Source organism: Paenibacillus sp. J22P165, from assembly GCF_059692015.1.
Genome location: NZ_JCAUAP010000006.1, coordinates 280,402 through 303,710, shown reverse-complemented (window position 1 = coordinate 303,710; position 23,309 = coordinate 280,402). Strand labels below are relative to the sequence as shown.

At 50.1% G+C, this 23,309-nt stretch carries 11 protein-coding genes and 2 pseudogenes; all 13 read right to left on the bottom strand.

Translation table 11 applies throughout. From position 1 onward, the window contains the following. Positions 1–291 precede the first annotated feature (291 nt). Positions 292–873 carry an ABC transporter ATP-binding protein gene (locus AC58QM_RS16515; RefSeq protein ID WP_497286043.1) on the bottom strand — a complete coding sequence of 194 codons (582 nt, stop codon included), beginning with the start codon at positions 871–873 and terminating at the stop codon, positions 292–294. Between the two features lie 99 nt (positions 874–972). Beyond that, positions 973–1,494, bottom strand: a pseudogene (gene sigK, locus AC58QM_RS16510) (RNA polymerase sporulation sigma factor SigK); the annotation flags it as partial. A gap of 234 nt (positions 1,495–1,728) precedes the next feature. Beyond that, on the bottom strand, positions 1,729–2,847 hold the full coding sequence (locus AC58QM_RS16505; protein ID WP_497285721.1) for a glycoside hydrolase family 88/105 protein: 1,119 nt from the start codon (positions 2,845–2,847) through the stop codon (positions 1,729–1,731). Between the two features lie 69 nt (positions 2,848–2,916). Next, a complete protein-coding gene (locus AC58QM_RS16500) occupies positions 2,917–4,467 on the bottom strand; it encodes a glycoside hydrolase family 43 protein (protein WP_497286041.1) in 1,551 nt (516 codons plus the stop codon). A 237-nt stretch (positions 4,468–4,704) separates the two neighbouring features. Further along, positions 4,705–6,003, bottom strand: a pseudogene (locus AC58QM_RS16495) (glycoside hydrolase family 28 protein); the annotation flags it as partial. Between the two features lie 79 nt (positions 6,004–6,082). Next, on the bottom strand, positions 6,083–7,648 hold the full coding sequence (locus AC58QM_RS16490) for a glycoside hydrolase family 43 protein (RefSeq protein ID WP_497285719.1): 1,566 nt from the start codon (positions 7,646–7,648) through the stop codon (positions 6,083–6,085). A gap of 79 nt (positions 7,649–7,727) precedes the next feature. Further along, a complete protein-coding gene (locus AC58QM_RS16485) occupies positions 7,728–14,312 on the bottom strand; it encodes a pectinesterase family protein (RefSeq protein WP_497285717.1) in 6,585 nt (2,194 codons plus the stop codon). Positions 14,313–14,397: 85 nt separating this feature from the next. Next, the gene (locus AC58QM_RS16480) at positions 14,398–15,927 is read right to left on the bottom strand and encodes an extracellular solute-binding protein (protein ID WP_497285715.1); all 1,530 of its coding nucleotides are present in this window, start codon (positions 15,925–15,927) and stop codon (positions 14,398–14,400) included. Positions 15,928–16,030: 103 nt separating this feature from the next. Beyond that, positions 16,031–16,903: a carbohydrate ABC transporter permease gene (locus tag AC58QM_RS16475; protein ID WP_497285713.1), complete on the bottom strand. Its 873-nt coding sequence runs from the start codon at positions 16,901–16,903 to the stop codon at positions 16,031–16,033. A gap of 35 nt (positions 16,904–16,938) precedes the next feature. Continuing rightward, the gene (locus AC58QM_RS16470) at positions 16,939–17,904 is read right to left on the bottom strand and encodes an ABC transporter permease (protein WP_497285711.1); all 966 of its coding nucleotides are present in this window, start codon (positions 17,902–17,904) and stop codon (positions 16,939–16,941) included. 303 nt (positions 17,905–18,207) lie between these two features. Beyond that, positions 18,208–19,704: an extracellular solute-binding protein gene (locus AC58QM_RS16465; protein WP_497285709.1), complete on the bottom strand. Its 1,497-nt coding sequence runs from the start codon at positions 19,702–19,704 to the stop codon at positions 18,208–18,210. Continuing rightward, positions 19,701–22,016 (bottom strand): helix-turn-helix domain-containing protein, encoded by a 2,316-nt coding sequence (locus AC58QM_RS16460; protein WP_497285707.1) that lies wholly within the window; start codon positions 22,014–22,016, stop codon positions 19,701–19,703. Before AC58QM_RS16460 ends, AC58QM_RS16465 begins: the two co-directional genes overlap by 4 nt. A 587-nt stretch (positions 22,017–22,603) precedes the next feature. Further along, positions 22,604–23,275 (bottom strand): ABC transporter ATP-binding protein, encoded by a 672-nt coding sequence (locus AC58QM_RS16455; RefSeq protein ID WP_497285706.1) that lies wholly within the window; start codon positions 23,273–23,275, stop codon positions 22,604–22,606. Positions 23,276–23,309: the final 34 nt, after the last annotated feature.

The window sequence follows — 23,309 nt, the reverse complement described above, 5'->3', positions numbered from 1 at the left end:
CTAAATAACCCATCCTTTACTGTGAATCCAGAACGGATGCTCGTCCGTCGTTGTAATAAGTTCATCACCTACATAGATGTTCCACGACTCTGTGACCGTCTTGAGTCAATACTTTGGTGCCAGCTGTGAAACAATCGCAAAAACCATTGAGATTATCTAAAATAACTTTCTCTGCAGCTTTTACACTTTTACTGACATCTTTTAAAGTAGTTAGAGCAGCTCCTCCAGCTATATAAAATTAAAAGCCCTACGATTAATTATCGTAAGGCTAATTTTTTAGTATTATCCATTTTAATGAGTCAATTTCCCATCCCGAAACCTAACAACCCGCTTCGCCTGCTCCGCAACCTGCCGATCATGCGTAATCACAATAATCGTCCGCCCTTGCTCATTAAGCCGCCTGAAAGTATCCATGATCTCCGCACCAGTCTTCGAATCCAGCGCCCCTGTAGGTTCATCCGCCAATATAATCGGTGGATCGCCTGCCAACGTTCGCGCAATCGCAACACGTTGCTGCTGTCCACCGGACAACTCTGAAGGAAAGTGTTTCCTCCGGTCCAGCAAATCCACCGCTTCTAGTGCTTTCAAGACCAGCGGCTCCCGCTGTTTTCTCGATAATCCCCGATAGATCAACGGCAACTCCACATTTTCATACGCGCTTAATCTTGGCAGCAAGTTGAAGCTTTGAAAAACAAACCCAATCTTCCGATTCCGAATCTCAGCCAACTGTGAATCCTTCAGGGAGTGAATCTGATTCCCATCTAGGACATACAAACCTTCATCTGAAATGTCCAAGCAGCCGATGATATTCATCAATGTGGACTTTCCTGAACCTGATGGCCCCATAATAGCTACAAACTCACCCTGTGGGATATCCAGCGACTACTAACATGTTCCATTTGGATTAAGGCTGTCATTGTCTTCGCTTCCATTATTTGATGCCAAATGAATGAAGTCTGCGATTCAATTTTTTTACCGCTTCGCCTTATAAAATTCATGATACAGCTTCATTAGAGCCCGCTTCTCAATCCGCGAAACATACGAACGTGAAATCCCCAGCTCCTTCGCAATCTCCCGCTGTGTCCGCTCTTCGCCACCGAGCTCCAACCCGAACCTTCCAACCACGACTTCTTTCTCACGGTCGTCCAATATCTCCAGATTCCGATAGATTTTGCTCTTCTCGATTTTCAACTGAACCGCATCTACCACGTCATCTGCCTCACTGCCGAGGATGTCAATTAGCGTAATTTCATTCCCCTCTTTATCCGTTCCGATCGGGTCATGCAAAGACACATCTTCTCGTGTTTTTTTCAGGGAGCGCAAATGCATAAGGATCTCATTCTCAATACATCGTGCAGCAAAAGTCGCCAGCTTCGTACCCTTATTCGGCGAGAATGACTCGATTGCTTTGATTAGTCCAATCGTCCCAATAGAAATCAAATCCTCCAAATCTTCTCCGGTATTGTCGAATTTTTTGAGGATATGGACACGAAGCAAGGTAAAAAGCATTCAACTATGCTGCCCAATATTGTTTTATGAACACAAGGGAACTTATCCTCACTATCTGTAGCATGTAAATGGTGAGATTGGACGCGCTTTTACATGATATTTTTTGTGCTTTCGGTTGATAAATTTTGTGTCTTTATCTCCTGAGCAAATGGATGCAAAATAAACGTTACTATTGAAACGTGACAAAACCTTACGATTTCTCGTAAGGTTCATAGGTTGCTACTCGATTTGTAATCTTTCCATCTCTACACTTGCCAGCAAAAAAGGCGCCATTCCCATGAATATATCGCTAACTACTGCCTCTTGCAGGTAATATTCATAGCTACCACTTCTATAAGGACTACCTCCAAGCCCTGCACCATGACAAATGCTGTTCACATGTACACCTAAATCATCTTCCTCTGCAAGCTCACTTATAAGACCTTGATACCCTTTTTGAGCTACCGAATTAAATGACTTTGAAAGATATTTTAATCGTACACCTTTAGATACAGTATAGACAAACATACTACTTCCCGATGCCTCCAAATAGTTCAATCCATCTTTTCCACGATCTAACACCTGATACCACAATCCTGTATTTGGATCTTGCACCTTCTCTAGTGCGCCTATCAACCTTTCGAAAATGCCCATAAGTGTACCCCGCTTCGGATGATCGATTGGAAAATGCTCCAGCGCATCTACGATTGCCATGGCATACCAGCCCATACCCCTGCACCAGAAATTTTTCGATTTCCCTGTTGTGACTTCGCACCAACTCTGCTCGCGGTTTTCATCCCAGCCATGGTATAGCAAACCTGTGCGAGCATCACGTGTATTCTTTTCTACAAGCATTAATTGTCTTGCCGCCTCATCAAAAAGCTCAGGAACATCAAAAATCTTCGCGTACTCGGCAATGAAGGGTGTCGCCATATAGGAACCGTCCAGCCACATCTGATACGGATATATCTTTTTATGCCAGAATCCACCTTCACTTGTTCGAGGGTGTCCTTTTAGTTGAAGAATCAGATTAGCTGCTGCCTTGGCATATTTCTGTTCGGACGTATTTTTCCAAAGAGCTAAAAGCACTTTACCCTGGTTGATTTGGTCAAGATTATAGTCCTCCAGAGTATATGTACGGATCGAACCGTCCTCTTGAACGAATAAATCCATATGCCTTCTGACGTAAGTCTCGTACGAGTCATCTCCCGTCTGCTCGCTTACATGAAGCAAAGCTTTTAATGTCATACCATTCACATACATCCAACGTTGCTCCAACTCTGGATGAAAGCCTCGTTCATTTGAGTTTCTCATAATGGTTTTTGCAGTTTTCACTGACCAATTTACGTTATTGTTCATCTGTTCCTTTCGCCTTCCTTCTAAGCGCATCACAATTGGTTATAATAAATAAGGACACATACATGAAAGTTAATAATGTAACCAATCTACATCAGCGTAACCGCTGCCAGCTCCCGTACCCTGACTGATGCAGAACAGACCGACTTTGGCACCCACCCAGCCGCCGGGAACCGCCTCGAAGCGGTCGCCAATTGGCAAATAAGACTTGCCGTCTAAGCTATACTCAAACGTACATAAGGCTTCCAGTATGACGTTGACGCGGAGGTACACCGTGTTCACACCGGCCGGAAGCGGTCGTTCAGCCTGTGTTTCCTCAGATGATCCCTTCATACTCCCCCGCCCTTGCACGAAAACAAGCTTCATCCCACTTGAAGCAGGCTGCAACGCAAGATAACGATAATCATGACCGAATATCGTTAATCCAGCGAGCTCGTTCTGGTTCGCTGAAGCAAACGACAGCTTCGTAGTCGCCGTAAATACTGGGGCTGGGAACTTCTGACACAGCACATTCGGCGCCAGGTACAGCGTGCGTGCGCCTGTCGGAAGCTCCTGCGCATACAACCGTAAATGCCCTGGCTTCGCATGCAGGGAGTACCATTCCGGCTTAGCATTCCCCTGCCACTGCCATTGCAAGCCAAGGACCTGGCTGTCGAAGTTATCACTCGTCGCCGGAACGGCAAACGGCCATTCACGCCCAACATTCGGCTTCGCTAGCTCAAGCACAGGTTCGCCGATCCCGTCCCCGTTCGTATCAATACCCATGACCGGCCAGTCGTCAACCCACTGCATCGGCTGCAAATGAACGATTCGCCCGTACGCTTCGCAGTCCTGGAAGTGAACGAACCACGATTCGCCAGAATCAAGGTCGACGTAGCCGCCCTGATGCGGACCGTTTACTTCCGTTTCGCCTTGGTGCAGGACGATTTTATCCTCATAAGGCCCTATAATGTGCTTTGAACGGAAAATGGTCTGCCAACCTGTCGGTACGCCCCCTGCCGGTGCAAAGATATAATAGTAACCGCTGCGCTTATAAAGCTTCGGTCCCTCCAGCGTAGGATGCGCCAGTGTGCCATCGAAGACGATCTCCCCATCGTCAAGCAACGATGTTCCCTCCGGATGCATTCGGCACAGCTTGAGCTTATGTTTGATCCCGCAGCGGCTATTGGCAAACGCATGAACCAAATACGCCCGGCCATCATCGTCCCAGAACGGACATGGATCTATCCATCCTTTTACTTCTTTTACCATATGCAGCGGTGTCCACGGCCCCGCAGGATCTACAGCCGTCGTCATATAGATGCCCTCATCCGGCGCGCTGAAAAAGATCCAAAATTTCCCCTCATGGTATCGGATACTCGGCGCCCAAACGCCATCGCCATGCCGAACGCCATCGTCATAGCCCCCAGGAAGTCTATCCACCGCATGCCCGATTAGCGTCCAATTCACGAGATCCTTCGAGTGCAGAACCGGAAGCCCTGGTGAGCTGGCAAAGCTGGAAGCCGTCATGTAGAAATCTTCCCCGACACGCACGATATCCGGGTCCGAGTAGTCTGCGTACAGAATTGGATTACGAAACCGCCCATTCCCCAGATCGGCATACCAAGCTGAAGTCTGCACCACCTTAGTCGGAACCTCGTCCCCTTCCTGTACACGGCGGAGCGTCGGTGCTGTCAGCGGATCGCGGCAGATGATCCCAGAAGACAAATTACAGGACACCGCGAGCATCGTGTCTTGCCCCTGCGCTCCCGTTCCGCTTAAACGCGTCAGTTCTACGTCCTGGCACTGGTGCAGCTTCACCAGCGGTCCCTCCTCGGTATACAAACGGAGGTCTTCCAGTTTAAGATCCTTCGCGTTGTGGCACACGACGCCCGTCCGTGCTGTCGCGTTGTAATTGTAGACGGACACGCCTTCAAGCGGCATTTCCGCGAGTCCATTAACTAAAAAGGCATGCTCCGCGCCTGTACAATCAATATCCCTAAACGTAATATCGCGGAACACCGGAGTTTCCTCCGTAACCGCAAACTGATTTTCCTGCAAGATCCCTGAACCTTCTACACCAGCATAAAAGAGATTGAATGAGATGGCGTCTCCGACAATATCCGTCATACGAATCCGTTCGAGTAGAATCTCCTCGACGACGCCTCCGCGCCCGCGGGCACTTTTGAAGCGAAGCCCGATATCCGTCCCCATGAACGTGCAATCACTGATGTGAACGCGCCGGACACCGCCGGACATCTCGCTGCCGATGACGAAGCCGCCATGTCCATGATAGACCGTACAATGCTTGATCGTGATGTATTCACACGGTATGCCTAGCGCGCGACCGGGGGCGTCTTTGCCTGATTTCAAGCAGATCGCATCGTCCCCTACGTCGAATGTACACCCTTCGATGATCGCGTAGCGGCAGGACTCTAGGTCAAGTCCGTCGCCGTTTTGGGCGAACCATGGATTCCGCACTGTGACATGACGGATGGTAACATGTTCAGACCCCCACGGATGCAGATTCCACGCCGCCGAGTTCTGAAACGTCGGACCCTCAAGCAGAATACGGCTGCATCTCCGGAAGCTAAGTAGATTCGGACGCAAATAATCGCGATACGGCAAGTAAGCCTCCACATCCTGTTGGCCTTCCTGTAACAACCGCTCGACATTGGCGCGCCCCGCCATCGCCGCCTTGGACGGCCACCACATCTCGTCCGCTTCATCGACGATACCGCCAGAGTCGACTAGACGCTCCCACTGAAGATCCGTCATTTTCCAACGCTTCACAGGCCGCCACGCTTCGCCTCCTCCGTCAAAAACGCCTTGCCCCGTCAACGCAATATGCTCCGCGCCCTCCGCATCAAGCGGAGATTGACAACGGACCGACGGCTTCCCCTCAAAGGTGGACGCGATCAGCGAGTAGTCCTCAAACCGCTTGCTGAACAGCACGACGGCCCCAATCTCCGTATGCAGCTCCAATCGACTCGTGAGTGTAAGCGGCCCCGTTAGCCATATTCCTGCCGGAATGAATACCTTGCCACCACCCGCTTGCGCGCACGTCTCAATCGCCTGGCGAAAAGCTTGCGTATTGTCGGTTCTTCCATCGCCTACCGCCCCGAAATTCGTCAAGTTCACTGTAAAATCAGGAATTTCCGGAAGCAGCACTTCCGGCATCTCCCATTTGGGAGCAGCAATCTTCTCCAGCATCGTTGTCATCATCGTTCCTCTCTCATCTCCAAGATGTGTACCCTAACTATAAACCTACGTATTCAAAATAATCGAAGTCCGCGTAATTCGAGCTCGCCTCTCCATTCCCGCTGGCAAACAGTCCGATATACGCCCCGACGAAGCCGCCTGCTTTATCCGTACTTAACACGGTCCCATCTGCCTGCTCGACCACCGTCTCCCACTTCTCCGCATCTTTCGCAACATCGAAACGAAGCGATTGCCCAGTGGCTTCGAGCTTCAAGAACATCTTTCCTGCCACTATCACTTTGGAACCAAGCTCCGTTTCAACGCCATTTTCCCTACAGATGACGCGAACGATAGCTTGACCAGAGCTCAACATGGCACATTCGAACCGATATTGAAAATTGTGATTCTGCAGCGCCACGAAGCCGGCGGTTTCTGTCGTTTCCTTCGGCGTGAATTCCATCGCCGTACGTACAGCATAGGAGATATGCTGCTGCCTTCGGCCGACAAAGCTCGGATTGACTTCCTGGGTCATCGGCTCATGTTTAAGCTTCAAACGAAGATGCCCAGGACGTTCCGTCAGACTCCAAAATCGCCAACGCGGCGTCCGTATAAAGTTCCACCTGTCTTCCAGCTCCAGTGCGTCGAAATGATCGCAGATCGGCAAAGACGGCCAACGCTTTTCAGGCAAATTCGGACTTGGCATCTCCCATTCGATAATGCCCCTACCGGGATTAACGACCGGCCATCCGTTCTCCCACGTAAAAGGCACGAGGAACGTTTCCCGGCCCATATTCCGGTAAGGTCCCCCATAAGGCCGCGAGGCAAGGCAGACCATCCACCATTCGCCATGCTGAGTTTCCACAAGGTCGGCGTGACCGACATTGACGATACCGTATTGGCTTCCCAGGTGCCGATGGGTTAGAATCGGGTTCATTTTGCAATTCTCATAAGGTCCTGTGAGAGAGTTGCTGCGAGCAATCGTTACGGAATGCGTAAAGCCGGTTCCCCCTTCGGCAATGACCAGATAATATTGGCCATTGATTTTGTACAAATGCGGTCCTTCCTGCGCGTGAATCTGCTTCAGGGCGCCATCCCACAAGCTCAGCTTCGGACCCGTCAGCTGCTTCGTCTCCAGATCCAGCTCCTGCAGCCAGATCTCCATATGCTTCGGATATTGCTGGCCCTCAGGAGGGACACGGTTTCCGGTGTAATATACCTTCCCGTCATCGTCAAAAAACAAGGAGGGATCGATACCAGGTGCATCGTTTAACCAATACGGCTCCGACCAGTCTCCAGCAGGATCAGTCGCGGTGACGAAAAAGTTTTTCCGTGCTCCGGTCGCGCTCTCTACAAACGTCGTGATCATGTAAAACATCCCTTTATAATACCGAATCGTCGGCGCATAAATACCGCGTGACGAAGGTATTCCATCCAAATTTAACTGGGACGGCCGATCGAGCACATGCCCGATTTGCCTCCAGTTAACTAAGTCCTTACTATGAAAAAGCGGCACGCCGGGAAAATATTCAAAAGTCGACGTGACCATGTAATAGTCTTCACCAACACGACAAAGCGAAGGATCTGGGTAGAATCCTGGCAGAATCGGATTGCGAAACATTCGCATAAGTTCAGCTCCTTTATTACGTATAACATGAAGTGAAACTCCGGAGTCCCATCAGGACCCCAGAGTTTGATCACTCCCTCTAACTACCTTTCGTCCAACTGGCAATCAGGGCATTCACGTCCGTGCCGAGAATCTCCTTCGCTTGTTCGGAGACATGCTGCTGCAATGCTTGGTTATTCAGATGCCCGAGGAAATCCTGCAAATGCTTCACCGCCTGATTCCCATGTCCCTTCCTCCATTGACTTTCTGCTTGATCCAATTTGTTACTTAATTGCGCCAGCATCGGCCCGCGCACATCGCCTGATTGGCGATAGCGCTCGATCAGATTGCGGATCGACTCCGTGCTTGTGACGACTTTGACCGTATACTGCTCTGCTAATGTATTGCCGGCGTTATCCACAACCGTCACCTCAATCACATGGTTTCCGAGCTGACCCGCCCAAACCAGCGCAGTTCCCAGCTCGTAAGGCTTCCCATCCACCGTCACGGATTGCTGCTTCACGCCTGACAAAACGTCTGATGTCTGCAGTTGAAGTGCAAATGGCTGACTGTCCGAGATGTCGAGGGCACTGCCTAGCGGCTTCCCGTATACCGATGCGATCACCGTTGGCAGCGTTTTATCGATCCAAACATTGGACGTATGCGCAGCTTCGGTATTCCCCGCCGCATCGACACTGTAATATGTCAGCGTATGCTTCCCTTCTGTCGAGAAGCGGATCGAATCGCCTTCCTTCAGCGTTAGCAAAGCACCTCCATCGATGGCATAATACGTAGCCGAAACACCTGACAAGTTATCGGAAGTCGAGAGTGTCACGACAACCTCCAGATTCACCCAGCCCGCAGGAGCGTCGTCATTCGTTGTTGGCGCCTCTTGATCCTGTGCCGCAAAGACAACTTGATACGACCGTTCGCTGCCGTCTTGTGCTGTGACGCGAACGACCGCCGTTCCCGGCACTGCTGCCACTTGAAGCACGTCAACACGGGATTCCCCTGACAATGCTGTTGCGGCAACGACAGGAACGGTGCCTACTGCTGTAAGATCGATCTGATACACCGTCTTCATCGGCGAAAATTCAGGTACGGAGACGCCGTTCACCGTTAAACTCGTAAGCTCACGGTTTCCGTCCGGCAGCGCTACCTGCGCGATCGGATTCCAACCATCGCTGCCGCTAAACACGTTAGCCGGCAGATAAAGCGCTACCTCCTCCTGCGTCAATTGCTTCGCCCAGCTGAAGCGGCTCTTCGCATTCGCTCCAGGACCGTAGCTGGCGAATTCGCCGTAACGCGCTGTTTGCTCGTTTAGCGGATTTCCCCAGTTATTCCAGCCGGTTGGCGCGATATGCTCACCGAGGTAGCTGTTAATATAGATGACGTTGGCATCAGCACGCCAAGGTCTGCCCAGCGCAACGCTGGTGATTCCCGGCTCCGCAGTAATCCGGCTGTTCAGGAACACATAGCCTGACTTTCCTGCCGCCGTCGACGCTGCCGTCACATAGCCGCCGCCTAAGCTGTGCATAGTACTGTTTTCAAAAACTGCCGCAGCATTCCCGAAAATGAAGTCCACTGTGCCCGCAATATAGCTGTCGACATAATAGTGCCGTCCGTTGTTCGCGTAGAGAGTATCTTGGTAGCCTAATAACTGAACATCGCGGAAAATAAGTCGATCCGCATTCGCGTACAGCGCAACAGCCTGACCGGCCGTGATGCCGGCATCGTTCTGAATCGTTAAATGCTCTGCTGTGAAATCGCTCGCTTGTACGCGGAAGCTGTAGCTGCCAGACGTTCCCAGCGCATTGCCATTCGCATCCAGCGTGCTGGCTGCATCCCCGTAGACGAGCACTGTACCATCTCGGATTTCGCCAATCATCCGTACCTTGACCTTCGAAGACGGGATATCCAGCTTTTCACGATAAACACCATTCTTGATCTTAATGATCGTTGGTGTGGCACTATTCGCCGGTACCGCATTGATGGCGTCCTGCACCTTCGTATATTGCCCGCTTCCATCCGCCGCAACGGTAATGACCGGTCCCGGCACTTCCTGAACGGTGGCGGAGCCTTGCCCTTCCCCAGCTTCATTCAACGCCGTCACGCGATACACATACGGTTTGCCGTTGATCAGCCCCGTGTCCGTAAAGCGCGCTGCAGTCAAGCCTTGCGCGATGGTGGCAAAAGCCCCATCCGGCGAATCGCTTCGTTTCACGGCATAGGAAGCAGCACTAGGGACTGATGTCCAGCTGAGTGTGATACTGCCGTTCCCTGGTTCTGCAGCTAGGCCCGCCGGACCAGCCAATGTACCGTCTTCGGCCGATGGACGTACACCAATCGCATCCGAAGCTAGGCTGTTCGCATGGCTATTCGCCGCTATCACCTTGTAATAGACAGGTGAACCATTCACTAATGCGCTACCTACATAAGAAGTTCCTCTTACATGATCGGCTATGACCGTAAATGGCCCATTCACCTGCTGAGTGCGCTGCACAATATAGAACTCAGCGCCAGCTACCGTTCCCCACTGCAGGTTAACTGCTTGTGACATCGGTTGTGCCGTTACAACTGGCGTGGCAAGGTGGTCGTACGGTGTGGCGGCGATGGCAGCGGAATCTGCCCCTTCACCTCCGATACTAGTTGCCGAAACGGCATAGTAGTAAGTCGTTTCGTTATCAAGACCACCGTCACGATAGGACATTGTTGTGATGCCGCTGCCCACAACGGTCCACGGACCTGTCGGGCTTGTGCTTCTTTTAACCGTATGGCTCGTCGCATACGTTACGCCTTCCCAGGCCAGATCCACCTGCGCATTGCGCCCTGCCGACGTTAACCCTGCAGGCGCAGCTGGTTTCACGGCCGATACCGAAGGCGTCACCGTTGCTTGATTGGACACGGCACTTTCCCCTGTCACGCCTGTCGCTGTTACAACATAGTAGTAGGTCGTACCGTTGACAACTGTTTCGTCGACGTACGCAACGTCAGTGAGTCCAGCAGCGACTGTCGTAAATGGTCCACCGTCCGTTGTGCTCCGCTTGACGTTATAGGCGGACGCTCCGTCGGCTGCCGACCAAGCCAGTTGCACTTTGCCGTTGCCTGCAGTCGCTGTCAAACCTTTTGGCGTCTCAACCGGCTCCACGTACACTTTTAAATTGTCGTAATACATCGTTCCTTTGCCTGTTCCCGGCGTTTTCGCCGAAATGCGGGCAATGCCTGATGTTCGGAGATCCGCTTGCAGCGGCGCTTGTTCAACTAAGTTGTTATTGATGTAAATGTCCGCCATTTGCGCTCCGACATTGGCAACCACCTTTAGGTTGAGCCATTGATTGTTCGCAGGCGGGTCGATCAGCTTATAATCAGCGTTATTTTTCTTATACACAAGGGTATAATTCGCTTCTGCAACAGGTGCTGTCGGCTTGCGGAGCTGGAAGGACAGCGCCGTCTTGCTGCCGGACTCATCCTGCAGATTCAGCACGCTCGAAGTGCCCGGCCATCCTGACGAAGCGATATCGACCTCTAAGACGAATTTTCCCGTTTGCGGAGCAAATTTACGGATGAGCTCTGTACTGCCGACGCCATTGTCATACAGGATTAATGCCTGCTTAGACGCATTGCCTGTCATGCTTGTAAGTACATCGCTCACGACAACCTTGTGATCGACATCCTGAGGTATCGGCGTGAACGTATAACCCGCAGGTGTCGTACCCAGCGTCTCCGTCTCGAAATCCTCGTCGACATAATAGATCGTCTCCGGCTCCCCATCTGGAACTGCGCTTACCTCCGCAGAGTTAAAGCTGGTACCGATAGCATTCTGGGCAGTAACGACATAGTAATAAGTCTTGCCTGGAATTAAATTCAAATCCGTATAAGTCGGTGCTGCAATCCCCTCTGCGATCTTCGTATAAGGGCCGCCCGGCATTTCGCTGCGATAAATGTGATACGCTGCAGCGCTTGGAATCTCGGTCCAAGCTAAGCTGACAGACTTGGTCCCTGCTGTCGCTGTCAAACCGCTAGGCGCTGTCGGGAAATCCTTATCCAGCGGATGTACGGCTGCTTGTGAGAAATCCGAGGCATTGTATTTATTCACATCGTCGTCCACTTTGGCAGCATCTGCTGCCAAACCGACATAGACAGTCTCCGCCATCGGAAGCATAGTCATGTCAATCACGGACCAGTCCGTTCCGTTTTCCGAGATTAACGAGGTGAACTGATCGCCTAATCGAACGAGCTTCACCCAATACGGCGTATTGATAAAATCCTCCGGCTCAACTCGGTTCACCGTACCACCTTCTGACGTGCGGTTGAATACGATGCTTTGCTTGCCGTATTTCACATAGGAAACCATCAACGCCGCAAATTTGGAAGAAGCGCTCAGGTTCTCGCGAATCATTACACCAGCTTCCGCTTCGTCGTCAGTTGCCGTAACTTTGTCAACGCGGGCCACAATCTCACCATTTCCTGTCAATGGCTGGTAAGCAAAATGAAAGTTGTCCGCAGCGCCCCAGATATCCCCGGCCGATTTCACCGTAACCTCTGTCGCCGATGCCCCTAATTGCGTGTGACCGGCGATCCCCGGTGCTCCGATGTCCTGGGACTGCCATGGCGCAGTGCTGCCTGGTTTATTCACATGAACCGCAACGTTGCTAGACTGCGTGGACGTTCCGGTGTTATCAATGGCGCGGATCGTAAGGAAATACGTGCCGTCCTGGACATTTTTCCACGTATACGCGTACGGAGCGGTTGCATCCTCGCCCAACTTGACATCGTTCAAGTAAAATTCCACTTTCGCCACGGAACCGTCGGCATCCGCAGCATTTGCTGTAATTTCAACGTCAGTACCAGCTGTCACCAGTGTATTGTCCGAAGGAGACACGATAGCCGCCGTCGGATTCGCCGATCCGTTACCGGTGATGCCGTTCAGATAGACTTCCAGGTTACGATAGCCTGATGCATGCATCGCATTGCGGTCAGCTGGATCGTTCGGGTTCAGCTTCTGAGCTAACTCCCATTCATTCGGCATGCCGTCATGATCACTGTCCGCTTGCGTCGAGATGGCTTGCGTAAACTCAGGATATCCGCCAACCTCACGCTGCGAGTTAATGTGACGCCCTGTTCCATTCCGAACGTCCTGAACAATACGAGCATCCGTCGCATCCCGCATAGGCATAATCGCACCCGCTTGTGCCAGCACATGCGCATAGGCAGCATCCGCCGACTCAAGTGCAACCGGCTGCGGCATCACAGCCGGCGAACTCAGCTTGGAAGCCGGATTCGCTAGAGCCCCGACACCCTTCCAATTGTCCGCTGTTACCGCTGGGGAACCATGCATGATGTTGCCATCAACGAAGAGGCGGGTATCTGCGCTCACATCTAGGAAAACCATCTCGCGAGCGTTACGATAAGTGCTCGGCCCATATTTGTAGTAATTATTGCGCAAGTTATAGCGTCCCTGCTCCCCACCATAGGAAGAGAAGAAGCCCCAATCATAAATCACGTTGTTATACATATCCGTGGGGAAGTTCGGAGACCCGGCAAACCGTGGATTCCGACTGACGTTATGCGCAATCAGATTGTGATGGAACGAGGCGTTGTTGCCGCCCCAAATTCCTGCATAGCCGTGACGGCCTTTTTGATGGGACGTCATCAACATACATTCCGAAACAATCGACCACTGTACTGTTGTATTCTCATTCACGTACATGCTGAGGACTTCATCTACCGACCAGCTAAATGAGCTGTGATCAATGACGATGTTCTTATGGTATCGACCGCCGAAAGCATCGTCCTCGCTTGGATAACGATCTCCAAGCCTGAATCGCATATAGCGCATGATAAGGTTATCTGCTTCAAAATAAGTAGCATAATCGGACACCGTGATCCCTTCGCCCGGCGCCGTTTGTCCGGCAATAGTCAAGTTCGCGCCAGTGATCTTCAGCGGCGATTGCAGATGGATCGTGCCGCCGACCCGGAATACAATCGTAGTATTGCTTAGCGCAACCGCTTCCCGCAGCGAGCCTGGACCGGAATCAGCCAACGTCGTCACCTCATAGACATTGCCGCCTCTGCCCCCAGTGGTGTACATACCGCCGCCTTCAGCTCCGGGGAATGCGGGCGTACCCTCATTCACTAAACGCCACTTTTGCGTTTCTAAACCTTGATAAGCTTCAAGACGTACTCGCTGTGCGTCAGCATCAAGCGTCAAAACTTTAGAAATATCCGTTTTGCTCGCAATTTTGTACCGGACATAGCCCTGTTCGTTCAGAGGCTCCACAGGTATGAATTGCCAGAGCTGCTCCTCTTTGGCTGCCTCCTCATAGAGCACGGTTTCTCCTGCGAGTGTCCACACCTTCGGTGATAGCAGCTTCTGGGTCGTCATATTGACGAGCTTATAATTGATGCCGTCCGCTGTGTCCAGACGCCAGCGTTCGTTCGCTTGATTTTGTGTAGGCCAGACGTTAATCGGATCATTGTTGTTGTAGCCTGTAATATTGATGTTATCGCCATTCGAGCCCACAATCCTGAACTCCTGAAAAGGAACGGCGACCGATACGGCCGTCTCCTCCGCTGAAACCTTTGACTCTGGCAAGGCAAAAGTACTCACCATGGATACTAGTAAGGATGCTATGAGCATCAGAATGAAACTTTTTCGAGTTGCAACTTTGCGACGTTTGCCCACAATCTAAACTCCTTTCTCTGCATGCACAAAAGGTTGATGAAAACAATACAATTGCCTTCAGCTGTAGATCTGGTTGTCGCTATGCTTACTTTTTATTTTTTAAGTACGCGGCCTTATACTCTTCCAACAGCTTGTCGCCGCCGGCTTTCTTCCATTTGTCGACTTCGGCTTTCCAACCCGCTTCGTCGATTTTGCCCATAATGTATTTCGTCTCGGCATCCGTAATCGTTTGCTCCAGCTCTTTCCCGCGTTCCGTGTAAGTAGCGGAAATCAACGTAAGCGCCGGATTTCCAACAACGTATTTATCATTGTCACTGACGATCTTGTTGTTTTTGAGGAACAGATCTGTTTGCTTCGCCGGCTTGTCCATGTTGTAAGCTTCACCGCGTTGGAGCAGCGAATCGCGATACGGCTTCACTTCTTTGAGATCGGCATCCGCGTCGAGAGTAACGGTGAAGTTGCCATCTACCTTGTAGTGCTTGCCTTCAATCCCTTTATTGATGAGATTAACCATCTCTTTGTCCAGTAGCTTATCGAGGAAGGTCAGTACGCGTTTCAATTCCGCTTCGGTTTTCACGGAAGATTTCGGAATTGCCAGAATGCCTGCATTCCCGCTCTCCGCCGGTACGCGGACACCCGATGGGCCTTCCAATCCGGTAGCGTCAACAAGCGCAGTCGGTACAACCTTCACAAGATTCGTCTGCATACTCTGCGCATTCCCGCCGGAAATACGCAGCGCTACACGGCCGGACTCATAGGTTTTATCTAAGATTGTCGCATCGGTTACCGCGAAGTCCGTGTTAATCAGCTTTTCGTCATACAACCGTTTGAACAGTTTCATTGTTGCAAAGAATTCGTCCGTCATGAACTCCGGAGTGAAATTGCCTTGCGCATCCACTTTCCATTTATTCGGTCCGCCTTGTGAAACACTGAGACGGGTCAATGTGGAAGCCGTACCTTGGTTGTAGTTTTTATCCAGCATAAAACCATAAGTATCATTCTTCCCGTTCTTATCCGGATCGGACTCTGCCGAGAACTTCAGCACGTTGTACCAATCATCCAAAGTCTTCGGTGCCTTCAGACCCGCTGCATCCAGCCAATCCTTGCGGTAGTGAACCACGGCGCGGCCCACGCCACGAAAAATCGGGAGGCCGTACAGCTTGCCGTCCACTTTGATATTGTCATAATACGTTTGCGACTGAGCGGCCAGGTTCTTGTAATCCTTCAGATAAGGACCAAGCTCCCAGAACGTTCCTGCTTGCATTGCACTAATAATCGTAGGTATATAACCTACCTTCATCAGCTTGGGAAGTTCGCCGGAAGCGATCATCACGTTGATCTTATCATCGTAAGCGGAAGCCGGAATCCATTGAAAAGACAGATTCGTATTCGTATATTTGGCCAACGCTTCTTCCATCGTATTGCCTTTCGGTGGAATCTCTCCAACCTGTGTGACGACAATCGACAAGTCAAGCGGCTTCGTATCCTCTTTCGCAGCCACACTTGCTGCTGGACTGCTGCTGCCAGACGCTGGCTCATTGCTTGTGCTGCACGCAGTGAGCGCGACGGATGTAAGTAGGGTGACGCCCATTAGTAAAGATGCTTTTTTCCTCATTCTTGTACCCCTCCGGTATCGGATTATAGTTCTATGTGATCTCACGCACATCGTTTGGATGTTCGGGAGGTTCATAGCAGTTCAGGCGGCAGGCAGTATAAGGCTAACCTTTGACAGAGCCCAGCATGACGCCTTTGGCAAAGTGTTTTTGAAGAAACGGATATACAAGCAAGATTGGAATGGTAGCGAATACGATAACGGCCATCCGGATCGTCAGCGGTTGAATTTCTGTCGTATCAATCGTGTTGTCACCGATACTGCTCGAAGCCAGAATGACGATTTCCCTGAGCAGCACTTGGATCGGCCACTTGGTGTTGTCGTTAATATACAAAATGGCGTTAAAGAACTGATTCCAATGACCGACCGCGTAGAAGAGCCCGAAAGTGGCCATCGCCGGTAGCGACAACGGCAGTACAATTCGGAACAATACACCCACATCGTTGCAGCCATCGATCCTTGCAGAATCTTCAAGTCCATCCGGAATCTGTTGGAAAAAGTTTTTCAGCACAATCAGATTGAACGCTGAGATTGCGCTCGGGATCATCAAGGACCATAAGGTGTTGGTCAAATGCAGCGACTTGACGACAAAATAGGTCGGAATCATCCCCCCGCCGAACAGCATCGTAAACAGCACGGCCAGTAGAATGAACTGGCGTCCACGAAGGTTCGCCTTCGCTAGTGGATACGCCATGAGCGCTGTGAATAGCAAATTGATAAGCGTTCCAACAACCGTTATGTAGATCGAGACCAACATGCTGCGAAACAACGTATTAGTGGAGAAAATGTACCGATAGGAAGCCAGCGACCATTCCTTGGGCCATAGAATCATGCCTCCCTTCGCAACCTCAGCGGGACTTGTGAAGGATACGGCTAATACATATACAAAAGGCAGCACGCAGAGAAGTGAGATGAGAAGCAGCAGCGCATAGTTAATGATATCGAAGATGCGGTTGCCGATCGTTTTATCTTGAATCATGAAGGAGTCTCCTTTCATAGTAGGTCGGGATTAGATTAATAGATGCCTTCTTCCCCGAACTTTTTGGCGAGCCAGTTAGAGCCCAGGACCAGCACCAAGCCTACCAAGGACTTGAATAAACCTACCGCTGCGCTGTAGCTGTATTGGGCTTGGGTCATCCCTTTGGTATAGACATACGTGTCGAACACTTCGCCGACTTCCCGGTTCGTCGGTGTAAGCATGAGGAAGATATGCTCGAAACCAGAATCCAGAAAGCTGCCCAATCGCAAAATGAACAAAATAATGATCGTACTTCGAATCGCTGGAAGCGTGATATGCCAGAGCTGACGCCAACGTCCAGCCCCGTCAATTCTCGCCGCTTCATATTGCTGCAGATCCACGCCAGCAAGCGCCGCTAAGAAAATGACGGTTCCCCAGCCTACCTCTTTCCAAATGGATTGGGTAATGATCATGGTTCGGAACCACTCCGCTTCGAGCAGAAACGCGATTTTGTGCCCCGTTAGTTGATAGAGAAGCTCATTCAAAACGCCGTTCTCGGTTGTGAGGAGAATATAGAAGATCCCAACAACTACGACCCAGGAGACAAAATGCGGAATGTACACCAGCGTCTGTACGAAGTTTTTGAAAGCAGCCCGTCTCACTTCATTCATCATAAGGGCGAGGATAATGGGCATCGGAAAGAAAAAGAACAAATTATATACGGCCAGAATGACCGTATTGCGAAACAGCATGCCGAATTGCGGCTCATTAAAAAATCGCTCAAAGTGTTTGAAGCCTACCCAAGGGCTCTCTAAAAACCCCAGATGCGGCCGATAATCTTGAAACGCCATCGTCACCCCATACATGGGCACATATTTGAAAATAAAAAAGTAAAGCACGCCAGGGAGCAGCATAAGGTACATCCACTTGTCCCTTATGAGATCCTGCAGCAGGGAATTCCGCTTGTACTTGCGTTCCTTAATGGCAGCCGCATTTCCCGGGGCGACTAAGTCTTGCTTCATCTCGTAACCTCCTGATCCGTGTGTCAATGTTACCTTACGTGCCCATTATCCGTACTAATCGTCGTAACAGGCTATAGGCAGCACACAACCAAGTGCCATTCGGAGCGCTATCCAGCGTTAATCTACACGAGTTAACTTGGCTATGTACTTCAGGCAACCACTGGCAATAAAATAAACGGCTACGCCGTCCTTTTATGGACAGGAGGGTTTACTAATGCATAGAGCCCCTTTTAAGATGCACTTGCTGATATGCAAAAAAAAAAGCGCGATGCTAGATCCAAAGGATCTTCATCGCACTTGTTCTTATTTTACGGCTACTTTGTAAGACTGTTCGTATTCCTGTATCATCCGATCGCCGCCGGCTTTCTTCCATTTCTCCAGCTCTGCCTTCCAGCCTGCTTCATCAATCATGCCCATAATAAACTTCGTTTCAGCATCCGTAATCATGAGCTCGAGCTCGTCTCCACGTTCCGTAAAGGTCACAGAATCCAGCAAAAGAGCTGGGTTCGTCACAATATACGAAGCGTTGGACTTGCCGATCTGTTGATTCTTCCGAAACAGATCCGGCTGCAGATTTGGCTTAATGGGAAGTTCCTCCTCGCCGAAATGGGGCATCATATCGCGATACGGCTTGACTTCCTTCAAATCCAGCGTACGATCCAGTACTTCCGTATAGGCGCCCTGATCTTTCCAATGTCGGTTCTCGATCCCTTTAGCAATCAAGGTTTGCATCGGCACCTCGAGGAGCTTATCTAGAAATTCAAGAATCTTTCTAACTTCTCCCTCGGTCTTGGCAGCGTCCTTGGGAATCGCAAGAAATCCGGCATTACCTGGCTCCCCTGGAAGTCGCGTCCCTGCAGGACCCGACAGCGGAGCTACATCGACGACAGCCTCGGGTACAGACTTCACCAGCTTATCCTGCCACGTCTGGGCATTGCCGCCGGTAATCTGCAGACCGGCACGGCCCGAATCGTAAATCTTCGCCGTTTCTATCGTATCCACCACCGTGAAATCCGAATTGATCAACTTTTCTTGATACAGCTTCCGGAACAGCTTCATCGTGTCTAAGAAAGGCTGTGTCATGAACTCCGGGGTAAAACGTCTGTTGTCGACCTGCCATTTGTTCGGTCCGCCCTGGGAAACAGAAATACGGGTCAGCATGGAGCTGACATCCTGATTGTATCGCTTCTCCAGCACGAAACCGTATGTATCGTTCTTTCCGTTACTGTCCGGGTCGTCCAAAGCCAGCGCCCGAATCACTTGGTACCAATCCTCCAGGGTCACCGGCAATCTCAGACCCAAGTGCTCAAACCAGTCCTTCCGGTATTGAATAACAGCCCGGCCGAGGTTGCGGAACAAGGGGATGCCGTAGATTTTGCCGTCGACCGAGATGTTCTCATAATACCGTTTGTCTACGGCAGACAAGTTAGGATAATCCTTCAGCAGTGGCCCCAATTCCCAGAACTGCCCAGCTTTCAATGTGGCGATGTAAGTCGGTGAATAACCTAATTTGATTAGCTTGGGCAACTCGCCGGACGCGATCATCAGCCGCACCTTCTCATCATAAGCCGAGAGCGGAATCCATTGAATTTGCAAATTCGTATGGGTGTAGGCTTCGATCGCTTGTTCCACCGCATTGTTTTTGGGAGGCAGTTCACCGATCAGTGTCGCTCCGATAGATAAATAAAAGGGCTCTGCGGCGGCTTGCTGCTTTTCCAAGCTCCTTTCGTAGCGATTACAGGCCGTGAGGGTCCCTGAAGCAAGTACAATACTGAGCAAGAACGCCAACTGCTTTTTCATTCTTTGCCTCCCTTCATGATCTTCTCCCGGTACTGCCCCGGCGTAATCTGGTATGTCTTCTTATAGTTGCGAATAAATGAACTGATATTCTTGTACTGCAGACGTTCGCTGATTTCCTGTAATCTCAAATCAGTCGTTTCCAGCATGACCTTGGACATCTTCATCCGGAAATCCGACAAATAATCGCTGAACGTCATCCCGATCTCCCGCTTAAAGATACGGCTGACATAAACGGGATGGTAATTTAGCACCTGAGCGCACGATTCGAGCGTAATTTCCCGATCGTACTGTTCTTGAATGATGCGAACCAATTTATCTGCAATATTCACATATTGAGCTTCAGACTTTTCCGAGAGCGTTTGAATCAGCGGAGCGAAAAGTTTGCTTTCGAACCAATGAATAATGGCTTCGCGCGTCTGGAGATGCAGTAGTTTGGCGAGTGTTCCCTCATCTTCAAATACTTTGTTAAGTGAAATGCCTTGGTCCTGCACAATATGCAGGAGTTTGGACACAAGCTGTAACAGCAGCGTCTGATGCTCATACAAGCTTCCGTCTTTATAGAGCAGAGCATTCAAGTATTGCTGAAATATTTCTGAAGCACTGTTTGGCTGCATTTCCCGGATCGCGTAAACCAGCCTCTCTTCCAGCACCTTCAGATGGGAATATTCAAAACGGTCTGTTCCCGGATGATTCTCAATATCCCCATAATGCACGATAATTTCTGGACCGAGACTTATTCTCGCCTTCAGCGCAGTTAAGCACTCTCCGTAAGCCTTGACGGTATCAATAAGATGTACGAACGGATTGCTGATGCCAATGCTCACTTTCAGCTGCAGCACTTTTTCGGCATTTCGTTTGATACATTCTGCCGCTTCATAGAATCTCCGTCTTGCTTCTTCCGTCTCTTCCTCATCCGTCGCCACCAGGGTCACTTGGGATTGATTAAACGTAATCGCCGGAAAACGGGAGGCGGCAGGAAGTACCTCCTGTGCAATATTGCTGACCGCATAGAGCAACAGCTCCCGGTCTTCTTCGCTATAGCGCGTTTCCTGCAAATTGTCGATCTGCAGCGCAAGGACGCCGAGCTTCTTCCAATCGGATGGGAAGCCCTGTGACATGGAACGGAATAAATAATCGTTCTCCGTCATCTGCCCAGTAAACAGCTTCAGGACGAAAAACTCCTTTAAATGGCTGGCTTGGCCCAACATCTGTTGCTCCACACGGTCTCTGGACACCGCCAGGGATTGCATGCTTATCTTAATAAATTCAAGCTCATCCCGCTTAGCGGAGAAAAGCTGATCTTGCCCCGAAGAGCCAATTCGCCTAGAAAATTCCAATAAATTCCCGATCGGCCTGTACATCCGGGAGCTGCCATAGAGCGCTGCAGCGAGCACGATAATTAGTATTGTCGCGCAAACAATCAGCGTCAGATCGGCAATTTTTTGCGTCTCCTTCTTCATTTCCCCAATCGAGACGACCGATACATAAATCCAACTATTATAGCTGGAAGCACGGTACAGCACCGCAACTTCCTCACCGCCGAGCTCCGTATTGAACAACCCTGGCTTTCGCTCTGGATCAGACTCCACTCGGCTGGCGACAGCCTGATTCACCTCCACATAGCGGGCGTTATTGGAATCACCACCTAGGATGCTCACACCAGAACGATCCAAAATATAGCTCCGTTTCGAGGTATCGGAAGAAGCCAGCGCTTCCTGAATTTCGGAAGCGATAATGCGCACCGCAAGCAGCCCTTGCGGTTTATCTGTCTGCGGCAAAATCGGAATCTTATGCACGAGAGTGATCGATTCTACCTGCTCCTCCGTATCATCATTCGTTCCGGCCAGAACCTTTCCAGTGTACCACAAGATACTCTTCGGATTTTTGGCGTAATCTATGAACTCACTGCGATTCTCAAATTGATTGAGCGGCTTCATGACATTCAGATTCAAGCCCCAACTCCGCTCAAGGTTTACCAGGTAAGCCTGCGTAATAATTGCATCGCTGGACTGCAGATTATAAAGTTCCTTGGAGAGCTCCCGGACCGACTCAAAATCGGTGGGACTATAGACGACGTGCATAGATGATTTGACAATCGTCGAATTGGCAAATTGCGTCGCCGACTTTTCAATGGATTTCAGCATTTGTTCAACCCGCATCTGTGTTTGGGTTAACCACTGCTTATTCATCTCTTTCACTTTATTCTCCACATCTCCTGATGCAATCGTATAGGAGACAATGCCAATCAGGACGGCAGGAAGAATACCGAGGATCAAACTGTAGGATAGCAATCGTAGTAAATATCGGCTCACCTTTTCTCCTCCTGCATCTCGTTAATCTTCGTCTTGTATACGCTTTCGATAACCGATTCTTTAAAGGCATACACTTTAAACAACCAATCATAGACCGTGGGCAACCATACTACTTATTATACATAAATTTATGAGTCAGAAAGTACACTTACTAGCATCATGGATGTTGAACGCGTTGCAGGCAATATGCACGAGTTAACTTTTTAGGTAAAACACGAAAAAATCGCTCCCCTCGGACTGGCTGAAAGAAGATTTACAGGACAGAGGAAAGTTCCATTTGGATGTTACTGTTAACAGTCCAACATGTCAGGTCATGTGCGGAGTTCTCTACAGAGGTATCCAATGGTGTATATGAACCAGCGACGGCTCTAAGGGATTCCCTTTTTATGATATTCGTTCTATAGACTCAATAAGTAGGGAAAAGTTGCACCATTTAATTATCTTACTAAGTTTACTTAATTGAGGTGGGGAGAAAAAACTGGTTTTCACTTCCAATTTTTCATATAAACAAAAGAGCATCGTTTTACTCATCATTATTGAATGATTAAAGCCCTACGATTTTTATCGTAAGGCCGATATTATTCATATTAATGAACCAACCGCCCATCCCGAAACCGCACAACCCGCTTCGCCTGCTCCGCAACCTGCCGATCATGCGTAATCACAATAATCGTCCGCCCCTGATCGTTCAGCCGTCTGAAAATATCCATGATCTCAGCACCAGTCTTCGAATCCAGCGCCCCCGTCGGCTCATCCGCCAAAATAATCGGCGGATCACCTGCCAACGTTCGCGCAATCGCAACACGTTGCTGCTGTCCACCGGACAACTCAGAAGGAAAGTGTTTCCTCCGGTCCAGCAAATCCACTGCTTCCAACGCTTCTATAACCAGCGGCTCCCGTTGTTTTCTCGATAATCCCCGATAGATCAACGGCAACTCCACATTTTCATACGCGCTTAGTCTTGGCAGCAAGTTGAAGCTCTGAAAAACAAACCCAATCTTCCGATTCCGAATCTCAGCCAGTTGCGAATCCTTCAGGGAGTGAATCTGCTTCCCATCTAGGACATACAAACCTTCATCTGAAATATCCAAACACCCGATGATATTCATTAATGTGGACTTTCCTGAACCTGACGGCCCCATAATAGCTACAAACTCACCCTGTGCGATATCCAGCGATATGTCATCCAACGCCCGTATCGTTTCTCCACCCATATTGTAAAATTTACTAACATGTTCCATTTGGATTAAGGCTGTCATTGTCTTCGCCTCCATTATTTGATGCCAAATGAAT